This is a genomic window from Labrenzia sp. THAF191a (assembly GCF_009363335.1).
GTDB lineage: Bacteria > Pseudomonadota > Alphaproteobacteria > Rhizobiales > Stappiaceae > Roseibium > Roseibium algicola.
Map to the genome: position 1 here is coordinate 916,246 of NZ_CP045333.1, position 16,078 is coordinate 932,323.

A 16,078-nucleotide genomic window follows, 5' to 3' on the forward strand; every position below is an offset into this window, starting at 1 on the left:
AGTGCAAGTCAAGATCGATCTCGTATTTTATGGTTTTAACCACACCACAATCTGCTGTGGTTGACCTTACCCCTTGTAGAACCGTTTTTGCCCGCTTGACTGGACCCGATGACGCAAGAGCTACCCTCTGGGTTTACCGGTTTGAGGCTGTCTTGGAAGCTTACGTCACCAGGAACCCAAGACAGCATGTTTTGGGAGGTTCAAATGATAGATCTGCCCTAAATCGTTAGTCATCGAAATTAATGGCTTCTGTTTTGCCCCTCGTTTTCCAAACCATTTCTCGCCGATGGCGATTAGGTCTGTATTACCTGGTGTTTCAAGAAACTGATCGAGAAGCTTTTCGGTTAGCTCGGGGTCGGGTAGTGTGAAAAAATCGCCTGCCGCCTTGAGTTCGCTCGCATTCGCAGCTTCGTCGCCCAGGCGTTTTTGGAGCATCTTGCGGGTAATTGATGCTGGTGGATTGTATTTGGCAAAGGCCTCTGGAAAGACAGGCGCCATGAAATCAATGATATGCGTTTCTGTCTGAATCCACATATGAAAGGCTTCCGGGTCAGACGAAAGGCCCTGATCCCCCTGCCTTCCGAAACAGGCGACGTCTGGCTCGTCGTTGACGCACAGTGCAAATGCGCCGGCTACTGGCCGGGATGGAATTTTGTAATGTTTGTTAAGCAGGTAGGAGCCTAATGAGGCAAAGAATATGCATGCCTTCTCAACCTTTCCAATATCCTGCAGAATGCCATGAGCAATGCGGTAGATACGATTGTATTCAAACAGGGGGAACAAGAACTTTTTGCTGGTGAGCTTACTACCGTTCATTTGCTTTCATCATTTTTCGCGCTCCACGGGAGTTCCCGGTAAAAAGCATCGACCCGAGCAAAACATTCATCAAAATCCGGCACCTCCCCTATTTCGAGCTCAAGTGTTTTCCATTCCTCTTTGGCTCTGCGAATAATTTCCGGTTGGGACAGAGATTCAGGATGAGGTTCGATATGACGTGCCCTGCATTTTTTCAAAAGCACCTCACATAGCCGGCTTTTTTCATCCTTGTCCAAACTGAAACGCATTAGCAACGCATCTAGATCGTATATGTCCTGACGCCGGTAGCGGTTGCGCATTTCCTGTTGCAGCAGGGCACGAAGCTTCTCCGCCATCAGGTCGATCAGCGAATAGGCATAAAAAGATCCCCCCGTGTCGGCGAGATTCACGATTTGAATTGCCCCGACAGGTTCCCTGAAACTGATATCGACGTCCAGCACATTGGCTGCCCTTCCCTGCTCCAGCATGTCTGCTTGTCTGGTTCCCCGATCGGCATATGCAACTTTGAGCATCAGGGCCGGTCCTTCGGCTTTAGGGAAGAGTTTGGCATTGGGGAGATATCTGCACGACTGGACGGCACATATCAGTTCGGGGTAACCGAGCTCTGCTGTCGCCCGTGGAAAGACTGCGTCAAGTTCCTTCTTGAAATCATCAGCTATACCGGGTTCCGGATCGAGGCAGGCTGTGAAATCCAGATCACCGGTCTGGCGAGGGCTGCCATAAACAACTCCCATCAGAATCCCGCCTTTCAGAAAAACCTGGTGGCGATAGGATTGGATCATGCCGAGGGCTGTAAGGAAGACTTCGGTTGCCTGGCGTTCGTGATAGGCTTGGGGATCAGCCCTGGCCTTCTCCACCCACTCACCGATGTTCACTGTAACGCTTTCAGTCTGTTCTTCTTCACCCGACATTTATCGAAAGCATCCAATCTTCTGAGTATCTGTTTGCAAAGGGAGCCCCTGGATCCAGAATCCGACTACCGCCTCTTTGCGCAAATTGTTTCCATGCAAGAACGCGGGTATCCCGAATTCCGAGACGTTCTTCAAGGATGTACCCTGCCCGGACTTTGTGGATAGGTTTGGGAGCCACATCGATGCGCTTAATGATCTCTTCGGCATAGGTCTTGGCATGTTCCTCCCATGTTTCCAGAACGTGGAGCATGCCGCCACATCGCTCCGGCATGTCAACCATATCCAGAAACGTTTGACCAATCGATGCAACACGTGCGTACGATCCCCGGACCTGGCGCCACTCACCATGCATTTTGGTTTCAAGGGCATTGATTGCCCTCTTGCGCACGGTCTTGGGATGGTGAACTGCATGAAGCGGAACAACGTAGATATGCGTTTGCTCGGATAGATCGGGATAGTCAGCTATGAACTGCCTTGCCAAGGCTTCTGTAAGCTGTGCCGGCGAAGGCTGGGTGATGAATAATGGCTTCGAGCGTCTGTTTGTCAGCCCGTATTGTTGCATTGCGGACAGATGGGAAATGTAGCAATAGCGGTCAGCTAGGCAGACAATTTCGTCGGCCGACCTATCGCCTTCTGTTTGAACACGCCACATCCTGGAGTAATCGGCATCCTTGTGAAGCAGCCCCTCGTTCCGCAGAGCGTCTCGCACGCGGTAAAACGTTTCTTGAGAGGGAAATTCACCCCTCAGATATTTAACCTTTCCCTCGCGGTAAATATCCCAGACGTGTTTGAAAATTTCGTAGTTGGAAACCAGAGGGATCGAATCATCGATCAACCGCTCCGCTAGGGCTTCGCCCAAGCGGGTCATGCGTTTTATGTCTGTAAAAAATTGGTGCTTCTTGTCCATTTAAATCCGATTACAATACCTTTTACGTCCTAAGGACGTAAAAGGTATTGTAATCCGTTATATCCACACACCACCTAGAAGTCAATAATCGTTGACAAAACGAGTTCGCGTGATACCCTTAGGCACCCGTCCTTAGGACGGGTGCCTAAGGGTATCAGGGTAAACCTTCAATCCAAAAATTAGACAAAAAAATTTGACGACGAAGCCCGTTAATAAAGGAAACGCCCATTTCGTTAATTAAGCGCCGCCACTAATTAAATTGCTGAAAACAGCTGGCGGTCAGGAACTTGAACCGGAAGAGTCATGGCGCGCTTTAACAAAGCGGCCGATGTCAGCGGGAACGAACGTCCACTTTTTATTCGACTGACCATCCGACCCAGTAACCGCAGGCCGTTTCCACAGTCCGAAATGCTGTTCTAGTGACTCCAGAAAATACAACATGATCAGTGACAATATAAGAACGAACGCATTACTCACAGTTCCATAGATTGACATTTCGATTACGCTGAATACGCGACCCATCAACATCAACAAGGAACAAATAAAACCTAAAACGATAAGAAGTTTAACCTTTAAGGCGTTTCTCTTCCAAAACCGCTCGAAATGGCTCATCGAAATATGTGCTCGGATCATTTCCATGTCTTCTCGTGGAAAGGAAACTTGCCCATTTTCAAATGGAACCCCATGCATGGCACACATTTCGGCAATTTTCTTGCGATGTAGTGCCAACATTGCTTCGTAATAAATCGAATCTTCACCCGACAAGTCAGCCATTGCCTGCGAAACTTTCTTTTTGTTCCAATTTTTTCTGCTTCAGTTCATGGAAATAAAACTGATCGAACATCTTACAAATTAGCTGCACCTCTTGATCTGCGGTCAAATCTAGTCCGCATTCTTCCGCAAAGGTGCGAGCAGCCAAGACTGCCGATTTGACGATTTGTGTTGCAGCTTCTCGCGTGGGGTCTCCGTCTCCCAAAAACAGCCACGCTGGGGAAACGTCAAAGTCATGACATAGCGCCAAAACCACAGTGCTCGGGATCGGCGTGGCCCCTCTTTCGTAGTTTTTATATGCAGTGCCCGAGACCCCAAGATCTTTGGCAAATTGAAGCTGGCTCTTTCCAACGCGAACGCGGAACTCCCGTAGTCGGTTGTGCAAATCCATTTTTCGCCTTGCGTATAGACCGAATTGTGTCTATTTTCGCCTTTATTGACCCATATTCGCTGTATGGTGCCACGCCCACCTATTCCGTTCAAGGGAAAGGCTGAAATGAATCTAGAAACCCCGAAACAAGCCGCTGAACGTACAATCTTCACCGAGAAACGCATCCGTGCCTGGATCAGCCAGGGCAAGATCCGGCACGTGAGGATTGATGGGAGCCTGTTCCTTCCAGAAGGAGCAATTGAAGAGTTGATTGAACGAAGCACGATTGAGCCATGCCAAGACCCGCAGACCCACCAAAACTCAAAAAGCGCAAGAACCGGCCGTTCTTCTTCATTGTCTTCCACGATCCCGAGACTGGAAAAAGACGTGAGTGTTCAACAGGTACTTCGAACCGTGACGAAGCTGAGGAAAAGCTCGAAGACTTCCTGAGGGATAGGCGTACCCAACGAACAGGGCGCCCCGTTCCGCCACACAAAATGAAAATTGCCCAAACGTTGGATGACTACGCAAACTTCAAAATGGGAAAGAAAGCGGCAGAACGCCTGAGCTACTCGTTATCCAATCTCCTTACATTCTGGCAGGATAAAACCGTTGATCAGATCAACCCGGAGACGGTCGAGCAATACTGGAGGACGAGTTCTCGCAAGCGGTCGACCTGCCGCCGCGAACTCACGGACCTTAGATCCGCAGTCAATCATGCAATCCGAATGAACCGTTTGCAGGAGTTTCGCTTTCCTGAACTTCCAAAGGACGGCAAACCCAGGAAGCGATGGCTGACGCAGTCCGAGTATGTGCGCCTGTTTTGGGCTGCTGGCGATGAGTACCGAAGCAAATTCACTTTGCGGCTATTTCTGATGATCGCCTATTACACGGGAGCCCGTAAAAACGCGATCATGGAGCTGGAATGGTCGCAAATCGATTTCGAGGCGGGGATGCTGAATTTCAACAAGGAAGGCGCGGAGTTCGATGAGGAAGATGATCCAGAGGGTGGCAAACCTCGATCTTATATCCCGATGCCTCCGGAGCTATCGAGGCATCTGAAACGCAGGTTCGACCTTTATGGCGACAAGACCAACTTCGTCTTTCATCAAAAACACGATCCGACAAGACGCGTCAAAAGTATCGACAAAGGCTTTCGGCAAGCGGCAAAAAAAGCAGGCTTGAAGCAGGTCACACCACACACGCTTCGCCATACCCGCGTGAGTCTTCTGGTTCAGGCTGGCGAGAAAATCTCCGACGTCTCAGAGTACATGGCGATGAGCTTCCAGACCCTGGAGAAGGTCTATTCTCATTTCAATACGGACCATATTCGTGACATGGCGCAGCGATTAGGACGTTCGCGAAATGCTCGCGGAATCAATTCCAGGGAAAGAGAAATCCGGGAAAAATCGGAAAATTTCGAGAACACGGAAAATCGAGAAATCGCATGAATTCAATATCTTATGGATTTACACAATCCTCCGAAGGCAGAGGTCACAGGTTCGAATCCTGTCGGGTGCGCCAATTCTCCTGACTTTCATTATCTTGATCAGCCATTGGGCATTGGCTCGCTGCGATGGGCGTTTTTGCCTTTCTGTGAACACCCTTCTCTACCTGAATTTCAAAGCGACCAAATCGGGCGCTCAGAGGACCGGCCTGGGCAGGCAGGCTGCAGGATATTTTTGCGAAAGGACGGCTTTCTGTTCGTGGGCGGGGCCTGAGGGCACGTTGCAGCCCGTTTGCGGTTGACTGAAACGCAAACAGCCCCGATTGTAACCGGGGCTGTGCAGGTTGATCCGCTGGAAAAGGCCTGGACCTAGAACTCCAGGGCGCGGTCGCCGTTGGCGTCCTTGATGCGGGTCGGCAGGCCGATGCGGTTGAGGATGCCGAGGAAGGGATGCGGCGGCAGTTCTTCCACGTTGGCCATCTTCTTCACGTCCCATTCGCCAGTGGCGATCAGCATGGCAGCCGCGACCGGCGGAACGCCCGCAGTGTAGGAAATGCCCTGGCTGCCGACTTCCTCATAAGCTTCCTTGTGGTCGGCAACATTGTAGATGAACACCTCGTGCTCCTTGCCGTCCTTGGTGCCTTTCACGAAATCACCGATGCAGGTCTTGCCGGTGTATTCAGGCGCCAGCGAAGACGGATCCGGCAGACACGCCTTGACCACCTTCAGCGGTACGACTTCCAGTCCTTCCGCCGTCTTGACCGGCTGCTCGGACAGGAGGCCGATGTTCTTCAGAACGGTGAAGACGTTGATGTAGTGCTCGCCGAAGCCCATCCAGAACCGGACGTCCGCGCCGTCCATGTTCTTTGCAAGGGAATGCACTTCGTCGTGGCCACACAGATAGGCCATGCGCTTGCCGACCACCGGCAGGTCATATTCCTTGCCGATCTCGAACATCTTGTTTTCCTGCCACTTGCCCTGCTGCCAGGAATAGACCGTGCCGGTGAACTCCCGGAAGTTGATCTCCGGATCAAAGTTGGTGGCGAAATAGCGCTGGTGGCTGCCGGCGTTGATGTCGACGATATCGACCTCGGTCACCTTGTCGAGATAGTCGTCCTTGGCAAGGCGGGCATAGGCGTTGACGACGCCCGGGTCGAAACCGGCGCCCAGAATGGCGGTGACGCCCTTTGCGGCGCATTCCTCGGCCCGTTTCCATTCGTAGTTGCCATACCAGGGCGGGGTCTCGCAGATCTTGCCCGGCTCTTCGTGAATGGCCGTGTCGATATAGGCCGCTCCCGTCTCCAGACAGGCGCTGAGGACGGACATGTTCAGGAAGGCGGTGCCGACATTGATGACGATCTGCGCACCGGTTTTGCGGATCAGCGCGCTGGTTGCGGCAATGTCCAGAGCGTTGAGTTCGTGTCCTTCCAGAACACCCGGCTGCTTCAGCGCCTTCTTGGCATGCACGGTTGCGATGATGTCGTCGCATTTGGATTTGGTGCGCGAGGCGATATGTATATCGCCGAGAACATCATTGTTCTGAGCGCACTTATGCGCCACCACCTGAGCGACACCTCCGGCGCCGATGATGAGAACAGTCTTTTTCATTTGATAAAGATACCTTCCTTGGACCTTGGGGGTGTTCGGGGTTCAAGTCTCAAGACAGACTTTGCTCGTAGTCCTGGTACGAAAACTCACGAGCAACGTGGACAGTGCCGTCCACTTCCTTGACCGCAATCGCGGGCATTTTCACGCCATTAAACCAGTTTTTCTTGACCATCGTGTAACCCGCCGCATCTTGAATGGAAACCCGGTCACCGGTCTTGAGTTCGGCAGGGAAGTTGAACTCGCCGAATATGTCGCCGGCAAGGCAGGACTTGCCACAAATCATGTAGCTGTGCGGCCCTTCGTTGGGGGTCACCTTCGCGGTCTCGCGGTAAATCAGCAGATCGAGCATATGAGCCTCGATGGACGCATCGACGATGGCCAGGTTCTTGCCGTTGAAGAGCGTGTCGAGCACCGTTGTCTCCAGTGTGGTCGACCGGGTGATCGAGGCTTCGCCCGGTTCCAGGTAAACCTGAACGCCGTATTTTTCGGCGAAGGCCTTGAGGCGGTCGGCGAAGAGGTCGAGTGGGTAGTCGTCCCCCGTGAAATGGATACCGCCCCCCAGGCTGACCCATTCCGCCCGGCTCAAAAGCCCGCCGAACTTTTCCTCGATATCGCCAAGCATGCGGTCGAACAGCGCAAAATCGGCATTTTCGCAGTTGTTGTGGATCATGAAACCGCTGATCCGGTCCATGACCTTTTCAATCTTGGTGACGTCCCATTCTCCGAGGCGGGAGAAAGGCCGGGCCGGGTCGGCAAGGTCAAAACTGGAGGAGCTGACCATCGGGTTGAGGCGCAGCCCGCGCACGATGCCTGCGGATTTGTCCGCGAACCGTTCCAGCTGGCTGATGGAATTGAAGATGATCTTGTCGGCATGGGAGATCACTTCATCGATCTCGTAGTCGGCATAGGCCACGGAATAGGCGTGGGTTTCCTTGCCGAAGCGCTCATGCCCCAGCCGGACTTCGTTCAGAGAAGACGACGTGGTGCCGTCCATGTACTCGCGCATGAAGTCGAAAACACACCAGGTCGCAAAGCACTTGAGCGCCAGCAGGGCCTTCGCGCCAGACCGCTCTCGAACGTAGGCGATCTTCTCCATGTTGCGGAGCAGCTTCGCCTTGTCGATCAGATAGTAGGGTGTCTCGATCATCTGGTTCCGTCGCCATCGTTGCCTGCGACCGGTTCGGGCCGCGCGGACAGGTGATTGGGAGCGATTTCCGGTTGCCCGGTTGTCCGGACCGGCCGGTTCGCCACAAGGCGTTCCAGCTTCGCTGTCGGCGTGACGGATACCGTCTCCATGCAGGACCTTGCAAGGGCCCGAGACGTCTTTCTTTCAACTGCCAGTCAGCCGGTTGAACCGCAATCTCCCGGTTTATCCGAGCTGCTATGCTTTACGTGAATGGAACGCAGAACAGTTATGCAAAAATAGGAGGGAGATTCGTGCTTTCACTCATTGAAATCTTAACTTTCCTCCCGTATTTGTCCGGCAGATCAAATATTCACCAGCCCGCTCAAGAGTTGGGCAAATTCTGGAGGTCGGCATGACCCGGGACGATCTCATTCGCGAATACAAGGCACAGAGCGGCTCCTGGCCGGCGCTTGTCGGCGTTTACGCCGTTATCGTGGGTGCGATGGCTCTTTCCGGCTACCTGATGGTCGGCTGATCCCGCACGCCTGACGAAACGTCGGCAGAGTTTCAATCACCCCCGGAGCGACCTCCGGGGGTGATTGCATTTTAAGGCAGGCAAACCGCCGGCGATCAAACGTCGGCGGCTTCGCCAATGGAATCGGTGCCGCGCTCTTCCAGAAGCGTCGTCAGCCAGTTCGGATCCATTTCGGGAACCGAAGACAGAAGCAGATCCGTGTAGGGATGATGCGGCGGCGTGAACATCTCGTCCTTCGGCCCCTGCTCCACCACCTTGCCGCGCTGCATCACCACAACCTCGTCCGCGATGGAGCGCACCGTCGCCAGGTCATGGGTAATGAACATGTAGGCCAGGTTGAACTCCTGCTGCAGCCGATCGAGCAGCTTCAGGATACCTTCCGCCACAAGCTGGTCGAGCGCGCTCGTCACCTCGTCGCAGATGATGAAGGCCGGGTCGGCCGCCAGGGCCCTGGCAATGCCCACACGCTGTTTCTGGCCGCCGGAAAGCTCCGGCGGATAACGATTGTAGAATTTTGACGGGTCCAGCTCGATCAGGTCCAAAAGCTCGTCGACACGGTTTTTCAGTTTCGCGCCGTGCAGCCCGCCATAGAACTGGGCCGGACGACCGATGATCTCGCTGATCCTGATCTTCGGGTTCAGCGCGGTATCGGCCATCTGGTAGATCATCTGCGCCTGGCGAAGCTGATCCTTGCTGCGGTCCTGATAGCGCGGCGGCAACGGCTCGCCCTTGAACAGGATCTGCCCCTTGGTGGGCGGCAACAGACCGGTGATACAGCGCGCCGTTGTCGACTTGCCGGAACCGGATTCGCCGACAACCGCAACCGTCATGCCCGGATAGATGTCGAAGGAGACATCATCCAGCACCTTGGTCTTGCCGTAAGCCGCATCAATTCCCTGCACGGAAACGATCGGAATGGCACCTGCCTCGGTCGGCCGCTGCTTCTGCGGCCGCTGGAAGCTGCGGACGGCCCAAAGGCTCTTGGTGTAGTCCTCCTTGGGAGACCCGAGCATCTGCTCGGTCGGCGCCTCTTCGACTTCCTCGCCCTTGAGCAACACCTTGATAGTATCGGCCATCTGCGCCACCACCGCTAGATCGTGCGTGATGTAGATCGCCGCGGTGTTGAACTGGTCGACAATGTCCCGGATCGCCGCCAGAACCTCGATCTGCGTGGTCACGTCCAGCGCGGTGGTCGGCTCATCGAAGATGATGAGATCCGGCCGGCACGCCATGGCCATGGCGGTCATCGCGCGCTGCAACTGGCCGCCAGAGACCTGGTGGGGATAGCGGAAGCCGATTTCGTTCGGGTTGGGAAGGCGCAGCCGCTCGTAAAGCTCCATGGCGTCTTCCTGCGCCTCGACCCGCTTTTGAATGCGGTACTGGATCGGCGCTTCCGTGTGCTGGTCGATAATCCGGTGTGCCGGATTGAACGAGGCAGCTGCCGACTGGGCGACATAGGCGATGCGCGATCCGCGCAACGCCCGGAGATCGCTCTCCGGCGTCGTCGTCAGTTCCATGCCGTCGAACTCGATGGAGCCGCCGGAAATCCGGCAACCGTCGCGGGCAAAGCCCATGGAGGCGAGGCCGATGGTCGATTTGCCGGCACCCGATTCTCCGATCAGCCCCAACACTTCCCCCTTGTGCAGGGTAAGGTTGACGCCATGAACGATCTCGACCCATTTTTCGTCCGAGTATCCCTCGATCCGGAGATCGGTGACCCGAAGCAGTACGTCTTTTTTCGGCACCATTCTCAAACCTCCTTCAGGCCGGAAGACCGGAACAGCATCCAGTCGACGACGAAATTCACCGCGACAGTCAGAAGCGCAATGGCGGCCGCCGGGATCAGCGGCGTCATTTCGCCAAAGGAAATCAATGTCGCGTTCTCACGCACCATGGAGCCCCAGTCGGCGGTCGGCGGCTGAATACCGAGGCCAAGGAACGACAGGCCTGCGATCAGCAGGAACACGAAGCAGAATTCGAGACCGAATTCGGCGATCAGCGGTGCTGTCGAGTTAGGCAGGATTTCCCGGCGGATCAGGTACCAGGTGCCCTCGCCGCGCAGCTTGGCCGCTTCGATGTAGTCCATCACCACCACGTTGCCGGCAACCGCACGGGTAAGGCGGAAGACGCGTGGCGAATAGATGACGGCAACGACAATCACGATCACCACCAGGTTGGTGCCGAAGATACTGAGCATCAGCAGGGCGAAGATCAGTGACGGAACGGACATGATGACGTCTGCGACACGGCCGATGAACTGATCGAACCAACCGCCCTTGGTGGCAGCAAGCAGGCCTGCAAATGCTCCCATGAAGAAGGCCAGCATGGTTGCCAGCAGCGCGAGACCGACAGAGTTGCGGGCACCGTAGATGATACGGCTGAACATGTCGCGGCCGAGCTGGTCGGCCCCCAGAAGCATGGTTTCATCCGGCGGTGCAAAGGCCGACGAAATGACTTGCGCTTCACCGAAAGGTGCAATCACGGGGGCAAAGACCCCGGCGATGGCGTAGGTGAAGATCACGAACATGCCGAAGGCGGCCGTGAGAGGTGCGGTCCGCAACTCCTTGGAGACACCGGCGGGCGTGATGATGATCAGGAATTCCCGGAACGCGTAGGATGTTCCGGCGGCCAGTGCCAGAAGACCGGCAGCCGTAGTGATGAACCGCAGCGCCGGAGCGCCGCCGATGATCCCCGCGATGAAGGAGATCATCGTCAGGGAAAAGACAAGAATGAAGACGTTGCGCTTGTTGAAATAGGCCGCCAGGCAGGAAGCCCCGATCAGCAGCGCATAGTAGCCAATAACGAATGTGCTCATGTCGCTGCCCTTATTTCGGATGCCGCAAACGCGGATTGGTCAGGATCGCGCCCACATCGGCTGCCAGGTTCAGCAGGATGAAGGTTGCCGCGAAGATCAGACAGCAGGCCTGCACGATCGGGAAATCGCGTTTGGCAACCGCGTCCACCAGAAGCTGGCCCACGCCCGGATAGACGAAGACAACTTCCACCAGAACCACACCGGTAATGAGGTAGGCGAGATTGAGGGCGACGACGTTGATGATCGGCGCCCAGGCGTTGGGCAGAGCGTGTTTGACGATCACCTTCCAGGGCGGAACGCCTTTCAGCCGTGCCATCTCGATGTAGGGCGAGGCCAGAAGGTTGATGATCGCCGCGCGTGTCATGCGCATCATGTGCGCCGTCACCACCAGCACCAGGGTCAGCGCCGGCAGGAAGGTTCGATGCAACAGATCCCCGAAGCTCATGTCCGCGCTGAGGCTGGCAATGGCGGGGAAGTAGTTGGTCTTGACCGCCAGGTAGAGAATGAGGATGTAGCCGAGAAAGAATTCCGGAGAGGAAATCGATGTCAGCGTGACCACGTTGGCGACCCTGTCGAACAGGGTATTGCGCAGGAGAGCGACAATCACGCCGAGAACAATGGAAACCGGCACCGCGATGACAGCCGCGTAGGTCGCCAGGAAAAGCGTGTTGACGAACCGGTCGCTGATGGCAGCACTGACCCGCTCGCCAGAGACGAGCGAGACGCCGAAGTCACCGGTGAGTGCACCGCCGAGCCATTGGAAATATCGCAGGATCGCGGGCTGGTCGAGGCCGAGCTTCTCTCGCAGGGCGGCGACGGTTTCAGGCGTTGCTCCCTGTCCAAGAACGGCCTGGGCAATATCGCCGGGCAGCAGTTCAACTGCAAAAAAGATCAGGATAGAGACCACTAGTAGCGTGATCGCACCTAAGCCAAGTCTCTTTAGGACCAGCTGTAGGATGTCCCCCATTTGTCCCTCCAGAATAGGAAAGCCCGGCACGGCACATAGCGCCGCCGGACACATATCGGGCAGGTTCCTGTCAGCTCTTTTTGCTTTGCGTTGGCAGGAGCCCTGTCCGTCCAGGTCGGCCCGTCCCGCGTCCGGGGCAGGGCCAAATTGCAGGCGGCGGCCTTAGCCGCCGCCTAACCCCTCAATCAGGACTCGAACCACCAGCGGCTGGCGGCACGCGCGCCGTCATTTTCCCAGCTGGCAGCCAGTTTCTCGGGCGTGCCCACCTTCGCGCTGTTGGCGTAAACGAAGTTGTTGAAGAACGGGATGATGGTGCCGCCATCGTCCCGGGCCAGCATCGCCATCTCGCGGTACATTTCCGCGCGCCGGGTGTCGTCCAACTCGGCCTTGGCCTGAAGCAGAAGCTCGTTGAAGCGCGGGTTTTTCCAGTGAGACTCGTTCCAGGCCGCGTCGTTCTTGTAGGCCAGCGTGTACATGACATCAGGTGTCGGACGCGCACCCCAGGACACGAGACAGAACGGCTTCTTCAGCCAGACGTCGGAATAGTAACCGTCGTTCGGTTCACGCACGACATTGATGTTGATACCCGCCGCCTTGGCGTGTTCGGCATAAAGTACCGCCATGTCGACCGCACCCGCATAGACGCTGTCCGCGGTGCTGAGGCTGACCGTGAGACCTTCCGCGCCCGCTTTCTTGAGCAGGGACTTGGCCTGGTCCGGATCGTAATCACGCTGCGGGATGTCGTCCGGCCAGTAAGGCTGGGCCGGCGAATGGTGGAAGTCATTGCCCTTGGTGGCAGCACCGAAGGTGATCTTCTCGATGATGTCATCCCGGTTCATGGCCAGCTTAAGCGCGTTGCGCACGTCCGGATTGTCGAACGGTGCCGTGTCACAGAACATCGGCAGCGTGATCGCGCCCGCGGACGGGATGTTGTGGATCTTGATGTTCGGATTGCGCTGCAGCAGACCCATGGTCTTCAGCTCGATCAGCGAGACCGCATCCACATCGCCGGTCACAAGCGCCGTCTGACGAGCGTTCGGATCGTTCAGGGTGATCAGCTCGACCTTGTCGAAATAGGCGCCCTCACGGTGCCAGCCGTCATGCCGGCTGAGGCTGAACTGGACGCCGAACTCGCCGTTGTCGATCTTGTAGGGACCTGTGCCGTCGCCGGACTGCCAGTCGATCGTGCCGTCGTCGTTGGCCGGGCAGATCGCCATGTGATAGTCGGTCATCAGCCATGGGAAGTCGGCGTTGCCGCCGGACAGCTTCACGACAACGGTGTAGTCGCCATCCTTGGTGATGTCGGTGACATCCGTCAGCAGCGCCTTGGCTGCGGAGGTTGTCTTGTCGCCGCGGTGGTGGTTCAGCGATGCGATGACATCGTCAGCCGTCAGTTTCCTGCCGCTGTGGAACTCGGCGTTTTCAGTAATCTTGAAGGTCCATTCGGACGCATCCTCGCTGGCTTCCCAGCTGTCGGCCAGATCCGGCCCAAGCGACCCGTCGCCCATGATCATAGTCAGGTAGCTGCGGTGCGTGTGGGCGAGGAAAATCATCACGCGGGTCAGATAGGTACCCGGATCGTGAGAATCTGAGGTGTTGCCGTCGTGGATCCCCCAGCGGAACGTCCCGCCCTGCTTGGGCTGGGCTTTCGCCTCGGTCGACCACAGGCCTGTTGCGGTGCTTGCTGTCAATCCGGCCAGCACGGAATAGCGAAGGAAATCACGCTTACTGATTCCTCCCGTGCGGGCCGCTGCTTCAAGCCTTTCGAGCATCTCGGCATCTTTGGACTTCGTCATCTGTCTCCCCTTCCGGTTCTTCTTGAACAGTCACTTGCCAATTTCCCAAACGTAGCATCCGTTGTTTTTTTGTAACCATGATGCTCATTTGCGACATTTACATAGCAAAACACGAACTGCCCCTGCTCGGCCACCCCCATGGATAAATTCCTCATTTAAAATGTTTAATGTTGACTGGCTGCCCAGATATTGTGCACAGCAACATTATTATGAATGATTTTTGATTTTCAGACAGGCACGGAAAATGCTACGCGCGTATATTCTGGTCTACTGATACAGATCTCAGATAATTCTTTTAGATGAAAAACGATTATTCTCCAACAATGTCGGAAAATGCAGTGCCAGTTCGTATTTCGGCACTGTCGGGCGGTAAATCAGGCGCATTCTTCTTGTCAAAATAACCGATTACCGGAGAACAAGATGAGTGTTGCCCAACGCAGCCGCAGCGGCGGCCGTGCCGGCCGCCGGGCTATTCGCACCGCTCCCGACCATACCATGCAGCCCGGTCTGCGGCGCACCCTTCCCCTGTGCGAACCCATGGACGAAGAGCAGATCCGAAAGCTGGACGATGCCTCCATGGCAATCCTGGAAGAGGTTGGTATCGTCTTTCGCGATCCGATTGCCCTTGCAGACTGGAAGCGGGCCGGTGCCAAGGTCGAGGGAGAGAAGGTCTACCTGGACCGGGAGCTGGTGCGTGAGCTCATCAGTTCGATCCCATCCAGCTTCACCTATCATGCCCGCAATCCGGCAAAGAATGTCCCGCTCGGAGGAGATCGTTCGATCTTCGTGCCGATGACCGGGGCACCATTTCTGCGTGATCTCGACAATGAGCGGCGCAATCCAACGCTTGCGGACCTGGCCATGTTCCACAAGCTCAGCCACATGCTGCCGGCCCTGCATTCCAGCGCCCACCACATCGTGGAGCCCTACGACCACCCCATCAGCCACCGGCACCTGCGCATCACCTATTCTTCGATCAAGTATTCGGACAAGACCTTCATGGGCATGACGACAAGCCCGAAGAACGCCGAAGATGTCATGGAAATGTGCGCGATCCTGTTCGGTGAGGACTATCTGGAGACCCATCCGGTCACAACAGGAAACTGCAACGGCAATTCTCCGCTGGTTTGGGACGAGACCATGCTGGGAGCTATGCGGGCCTTTTCGAAACGGAATCAGCCCGTGCTCTGCTCCCCCTTCGTGCTTGGCGGAGCCAATACCCCGGCAAGCGTCGTCCCCGCCGTCGCCCAGCTCAACGCGGAAGCCCTGAGCGCCCTTGCCTACACCCAGGTGATCCGGAAGGGCGCACCTGCGATTTACGGGCATTATCTGTCGACGGTCTCGATGAAATCCGGTGCGCCGATGGCCGGCACCCCCGAGATCAGCCTGATGAACTTCATGATCGGGCAGATGGCGCGGTTCTACGATGTGCCCTGGCGGACCTCCGGATCGCTCGGCGGTGCCAAGACCTTTGACGCGCAAGCCGGGTATGAGAGCGCAGCAACGCTGAGCGCCGTTATCCATTCAGGTGCCAACTACGTCTGGCACGCGGCCGGCTGGAACGAGGCCGGGATGCATTGCTCCGTTGCCAAGTTCATCGTCGACGCCGAGCAATGCGCAATGGCCTACCGCATGGCGGAGGGCCCGCGCTGGGACGATTTCGACGAAGGCCTTGCCGCCATTCGCGACGTCGGCCCTGGCGGGCATTACCTGGGGCACCCGCACACCCAGGAGAATTTCCAGCGGGCGTTCTTCATGCCGGAGACCTTCGACAACAATTCCATCGAGCAATGGAAGGCCGAGGGAGAAGTGGAGATCACCGAACGGGCGCTTGGCATCGCCCGCAAGCTTCTGTCCGAGTATCAGGAGCCTGCTCTCGACCCCGCCAAAAACGAGGCCCTTCTCGACTACATCGCGCGGCGCGAGCGTGAAATCCCGGCGGCAGATGCGCTGAACCAGGACTATTGAACCGCGGTACCGGCCCAAAACCGGGCTGCCTGTGCATTCTC

Annotated in this window: 15 protein-coding genes; 3 read left to right on the plus strand and 12 right to left on the minus strand. The window is 56.2% G+C overall.

Annotated elements, in window-relative coordinates; all coding sequences use genetic code 11:
• Window positions 1-165: 165 nt before the first annotated feature.
• The 5 genes from FIV05_RS04255 to FIV05_RS04275 form a co-directional block, all read right to left on the minus strand.
• On the minus strand, window positions 166-816 hold the full coding sequence (locus FIV05_RS04255) for a DUF2026 family protein (protein ID WP_152508770.1): 651 nt from the start codon (window positions 814-816) through the stop codon (window positions 166-168).
• A complete protein-coding gene (locus FIV05_RS04260; RefSeq protein WP_152508771.1) occupies window positions 813-1,727 on the minus strand; it encodes a nucleotidyl transferase AbiEii/AbiGii toxin family protein in 915 nt (304 codons plus the stop codon). The genes FIV05_RS04255 and FIV05_RS04260 overlap by 4 nt, the downstream gene beginning before the upstream one ends.
• Window positions 1,717-2,634: a hypothetical protein gene (locus FIV05_RS04265; RefSeq protein WP_152508772.1), complete on the minus strand. Its 918-nt coding sequence runs from the start codon at window positions 2,632-2,634 to the stop codon at window positions 1,717-1,719. The genes FIV05_RS04260 and FIV05_RS04265 overlap by 11 nt, the downstream gene beginning before the upstream one ends.
• Window positions 2,635-2,913: 279 nt before the next feature.
• Entirely contained in the window at window positions 2,914-3,408 is a 495-nt protein-coding gene (locus FIV05_RS04270) for a hypothetical protein (protein WP_152508773.1), read from the minus strand.
• Complete coding sequence (locus tag FIV05_RS04275) at window positions 3,401-3,796, minus strand: helix-turn-helix transcriptional regulator (protein ID WP_075284336.1); 396 nt, start codon at window positions 3,794-3,796, stop codon at window positions 3,401-3,403. Before FIV05_RS04275 ends, FIV05_RS04270 begins: the two co-directional genes overlap by 8 nt.
• A 272-nt stretch (window positions 3,797-4,068) precedes the next feature.
• Between FIV05_RS04275 and FIV05_RS04285 the strand changes: the two genes are divergently transcribed.
• Window positions 4,069-5,226, plus strand: coding sequence for a site-specific integrase (locus tag FIV05_RS04285; RefSeq protein WP_152508774.1), 1,158 nt, complete (start codon window positions 4,069-4,071; stop codon window positions 5,224-5,226).
• A gap of 365 nt (window positions 5,227-5,591) precedes the next feature.
• Here the strand turns inward: FIV05_RS04285 and FIV05_RS04290 are convergent, their stop codons facing one another.
• Genes FIV05_RS04290 through FIV05_RS31510 form a run of 3 tightly spaced genes read right to left on the minus strand, consistent with a single transcriptional unit; the run spans window position 5,592 to window position 8,126 of the window.
• Window positions 5,592-6,830 (minus strand): saccharopine dehydrogenase family protein, encoded by a 1,239-nt coding sequence (locus FIV05_RS04290; protein ID WP_075283753.1) that lies wholly within the window; start codon window positions 6,828-6,830, stop codon window positions 5,592-5,594.
• Between the two features lie 49 nt (window positions 6,831-6,879).
• The gene (nspC, locus tag FIV05_RS04295) at window positions 6,880-7,977 is read right to left on the minus strand and encodes a carboxynorspermidine decarboxylase (RefSeq protein ID WP_152508775.1); all 1,098 of its coding nucleotides are present in this window, start codon (window positions 7,975-7,977) and stop codon (window positions 6,880-6,882) included.
• Window positions 7,974-8,126 (minus strand): hypothetical protein, encoded by a 153-nt coding sequence (locus FIV05_RS31510; RefSeq protein WP_158514224.1) that lies wholly within the window; start codon window positions 8,124-8,126, stop codon window positions 7,974-7,976. Before FIV05_RS31510 ends, nspC begins: the two co-directional genes overlap by 4 nt.
• A gap of 242 nt (window positions 8,127-8,368) precedes the next feature.
• On the opposite strand from FIV05_RS31510, the gene FIV05_RS31825 reads away from it, so the two are divergent.
• Window positions 8,369-8,491 (plus strand): hypothetical protein, encoded by a 123-nt coding sequence (locus FIV05_RS31825; protein WP_022999159.1) that lies wholly within the window; start codon window positions 8,369-8,371, stop codon window positions 8,489-8,491.
• A 95-nt stretch (window positions 8,492-8,586) separates the two neighbouring features.
• Here the strand turns inward: FIV05_RS31825 and FIV05_RS04300 are convergent, their stop codons facing one another.
• The 4 genes from FIV05_RS04300 to FIV05_RS04315 all read right to left on the minus strand — a co-directional run bounded on the left by FIV05_RS04300 (window position 8,587) and on the right by FIV05_RS04315 (window position 14,069).
• Entirely contained in the window at window positions 8,587-10,239 is a 1,653-nt protein-coding gene (locus FIV05_RS04300) for an ABC transporter ATP-binding protein (protein WP_152508776.1), read from the minus strand.
• 2 nt (window positions 10,240-10,241) lie between these two features.
• A complete protein-coding gene (locus tag FIV05_RS04305; protein ID WP_152508777.1) occupies window positions 10,242-11,306 on the minus strand; it encodes an ABC transporter permease in 1,065 nt (354 codons plus the stop codon).
• A 10-nt stretch (window positions 11,307-11,316) separates the two neighbouring features.
• Entirely contained in the window at window positions 11,317-12,273 is a 957-nt protein-coding gene (locus FIV05_RS04310) for an ABC transporter permease (protein WP_031268720.1), read from the minus strand.
• A 185-nt stretch (window positions 12,274-12,458) separates the two neighbouring features.
• A complete protein-coding gene (locus FIV05_RS04315; RefSeq protein WP_022999163.1) occupies window positions 12,459-14,069 on the minus strand; it encodes an ABC transporter substrate-binding protein in 1,611 nt (536 codons plus the stop codon).
• Between the two features lie 420 nt (window positions 14,070-14,489).
• Between FIV05_RS04315 and FIV05_RS04320 the strand changes: the two genes are divergently transcribed.
• Window positions 14,490-16,037, plus strand: coding sequence for a trimethylamine methyltransferase family protein (locus tag FIV05_RS04320; protein WP_152508778.1), 1,548 nt, complete (start codon window positions 14,490-14,492; stop codon window positions 16,035-16,037).
• Window positions 16,038-16,078: the final 41 nt, after the last annotated feature.

Bases quoted from the DNA above. Each gene is read 5' to 3' on its own strand.
- FIV05_RS04270 (WP_152508773.1), bottom strand. From the start codon at position 3,408: ATGGCTGACTTGTCGGGTGAAGATTCGATTTATTACGAAGCAATGTTG.
- FIV05_RS04260 (WP_152508771.1), bottom strand. From the start codon at position 1,727: ATGTCGGGTGAAGAAGAACAGACTGAAAGCGTTACAGTGAACATCGGT.
- FIV05_RS04265 (WP_152508772.1), bottom strand. From the start codon at position 2,634: ATGGACAAGAAGCACCAATTTTTTACAGACATAAAACGCATGACCCGC.
- FIV05_RS04300 (WP_152508776.1), bottom strand. From the start codon at position 10,239: ATGGTGCCGAAAAAAGACGTACTGCTTCGGGTCACCGATCTCCGGATC.
- nspC (WP_152508775.1), bottom strand. From the start codon at position 7,977: ATGATCGAGACACCCTACTATCTGATCGACAAGGCGAAGCTGCTCCGC.
- FIV05_RS31825 (WP_022999159.1), top strand. From the start codon at position 8,369: ATGACCCGGGACGATCTCATTCGCGAATACAAGGCACAGAGCGGCTCC.
- FIV05_RS04290 (WP_075283753.1), bottom strand. From the start codon at position 6,830: ATGAAAAAGACTGTTCTCATCATCGGCGCCGGAGGTGTCGCTCAGGTG.
- FIV05_RS04320 (WP_152508778.1), top strand. From the start codon at position 14,490: ATGAGTGTTGCCCAACGCAGCCGCAGCGGCGGCCGTGCCGGCCGCCGG.
- FIV05_RS04310 (WP_031268720.1), bottom strand. From the start codon at position 12,273: ATGGGGGACATCCTACAGCTGGTCCTAAAGAGACTTGGCTTAGGTGCG.
- FIV05_RS04315 (WP_022999163.1), bottom strand. From the start codon at position 14,069: ATGACGAAGTCCAAAGATGCCGAGATGCTCGAAAGGCTTGAAGCAGCG.
- FIV05_RS04255 (WP_152508770.1), bottom strand. From the start codon at position 816: ATGAACGGTAGTAAGCTCACCAGCAAAAAGTTCTTGTTCCCCCTGTTT.
- FIV05_RS04275 (WP_075284336.1), bottom strand. From the start codon at position 3,796: ATGGATTTGCACAACCGACTACGGGAGTTCCGCGTTCGCGTTGGAAAG.
- FIV05_RS04285 (WP_152508774.1), top strand. From the start codon at position 4,069: ATGCCAAGACCCGCAGACCCACCAAAACTCAAAAAGCGCAAGAACCGG.
- FIV05_RS31510 (WP_158514224.1), bottom strand. From the start codon at position 8,126: ATGGAGACGGTATCCGTCACGCCGACAGCGAAGCTGGAACGCCTTGTG.
- FIV05_RS04305 (WP_152508777.1), bottom strand. From the start codon at position 11,306: ATGAGCACATTCGTTATTGGCTACTATGCGCTGCTGATCGGGGCTTCC.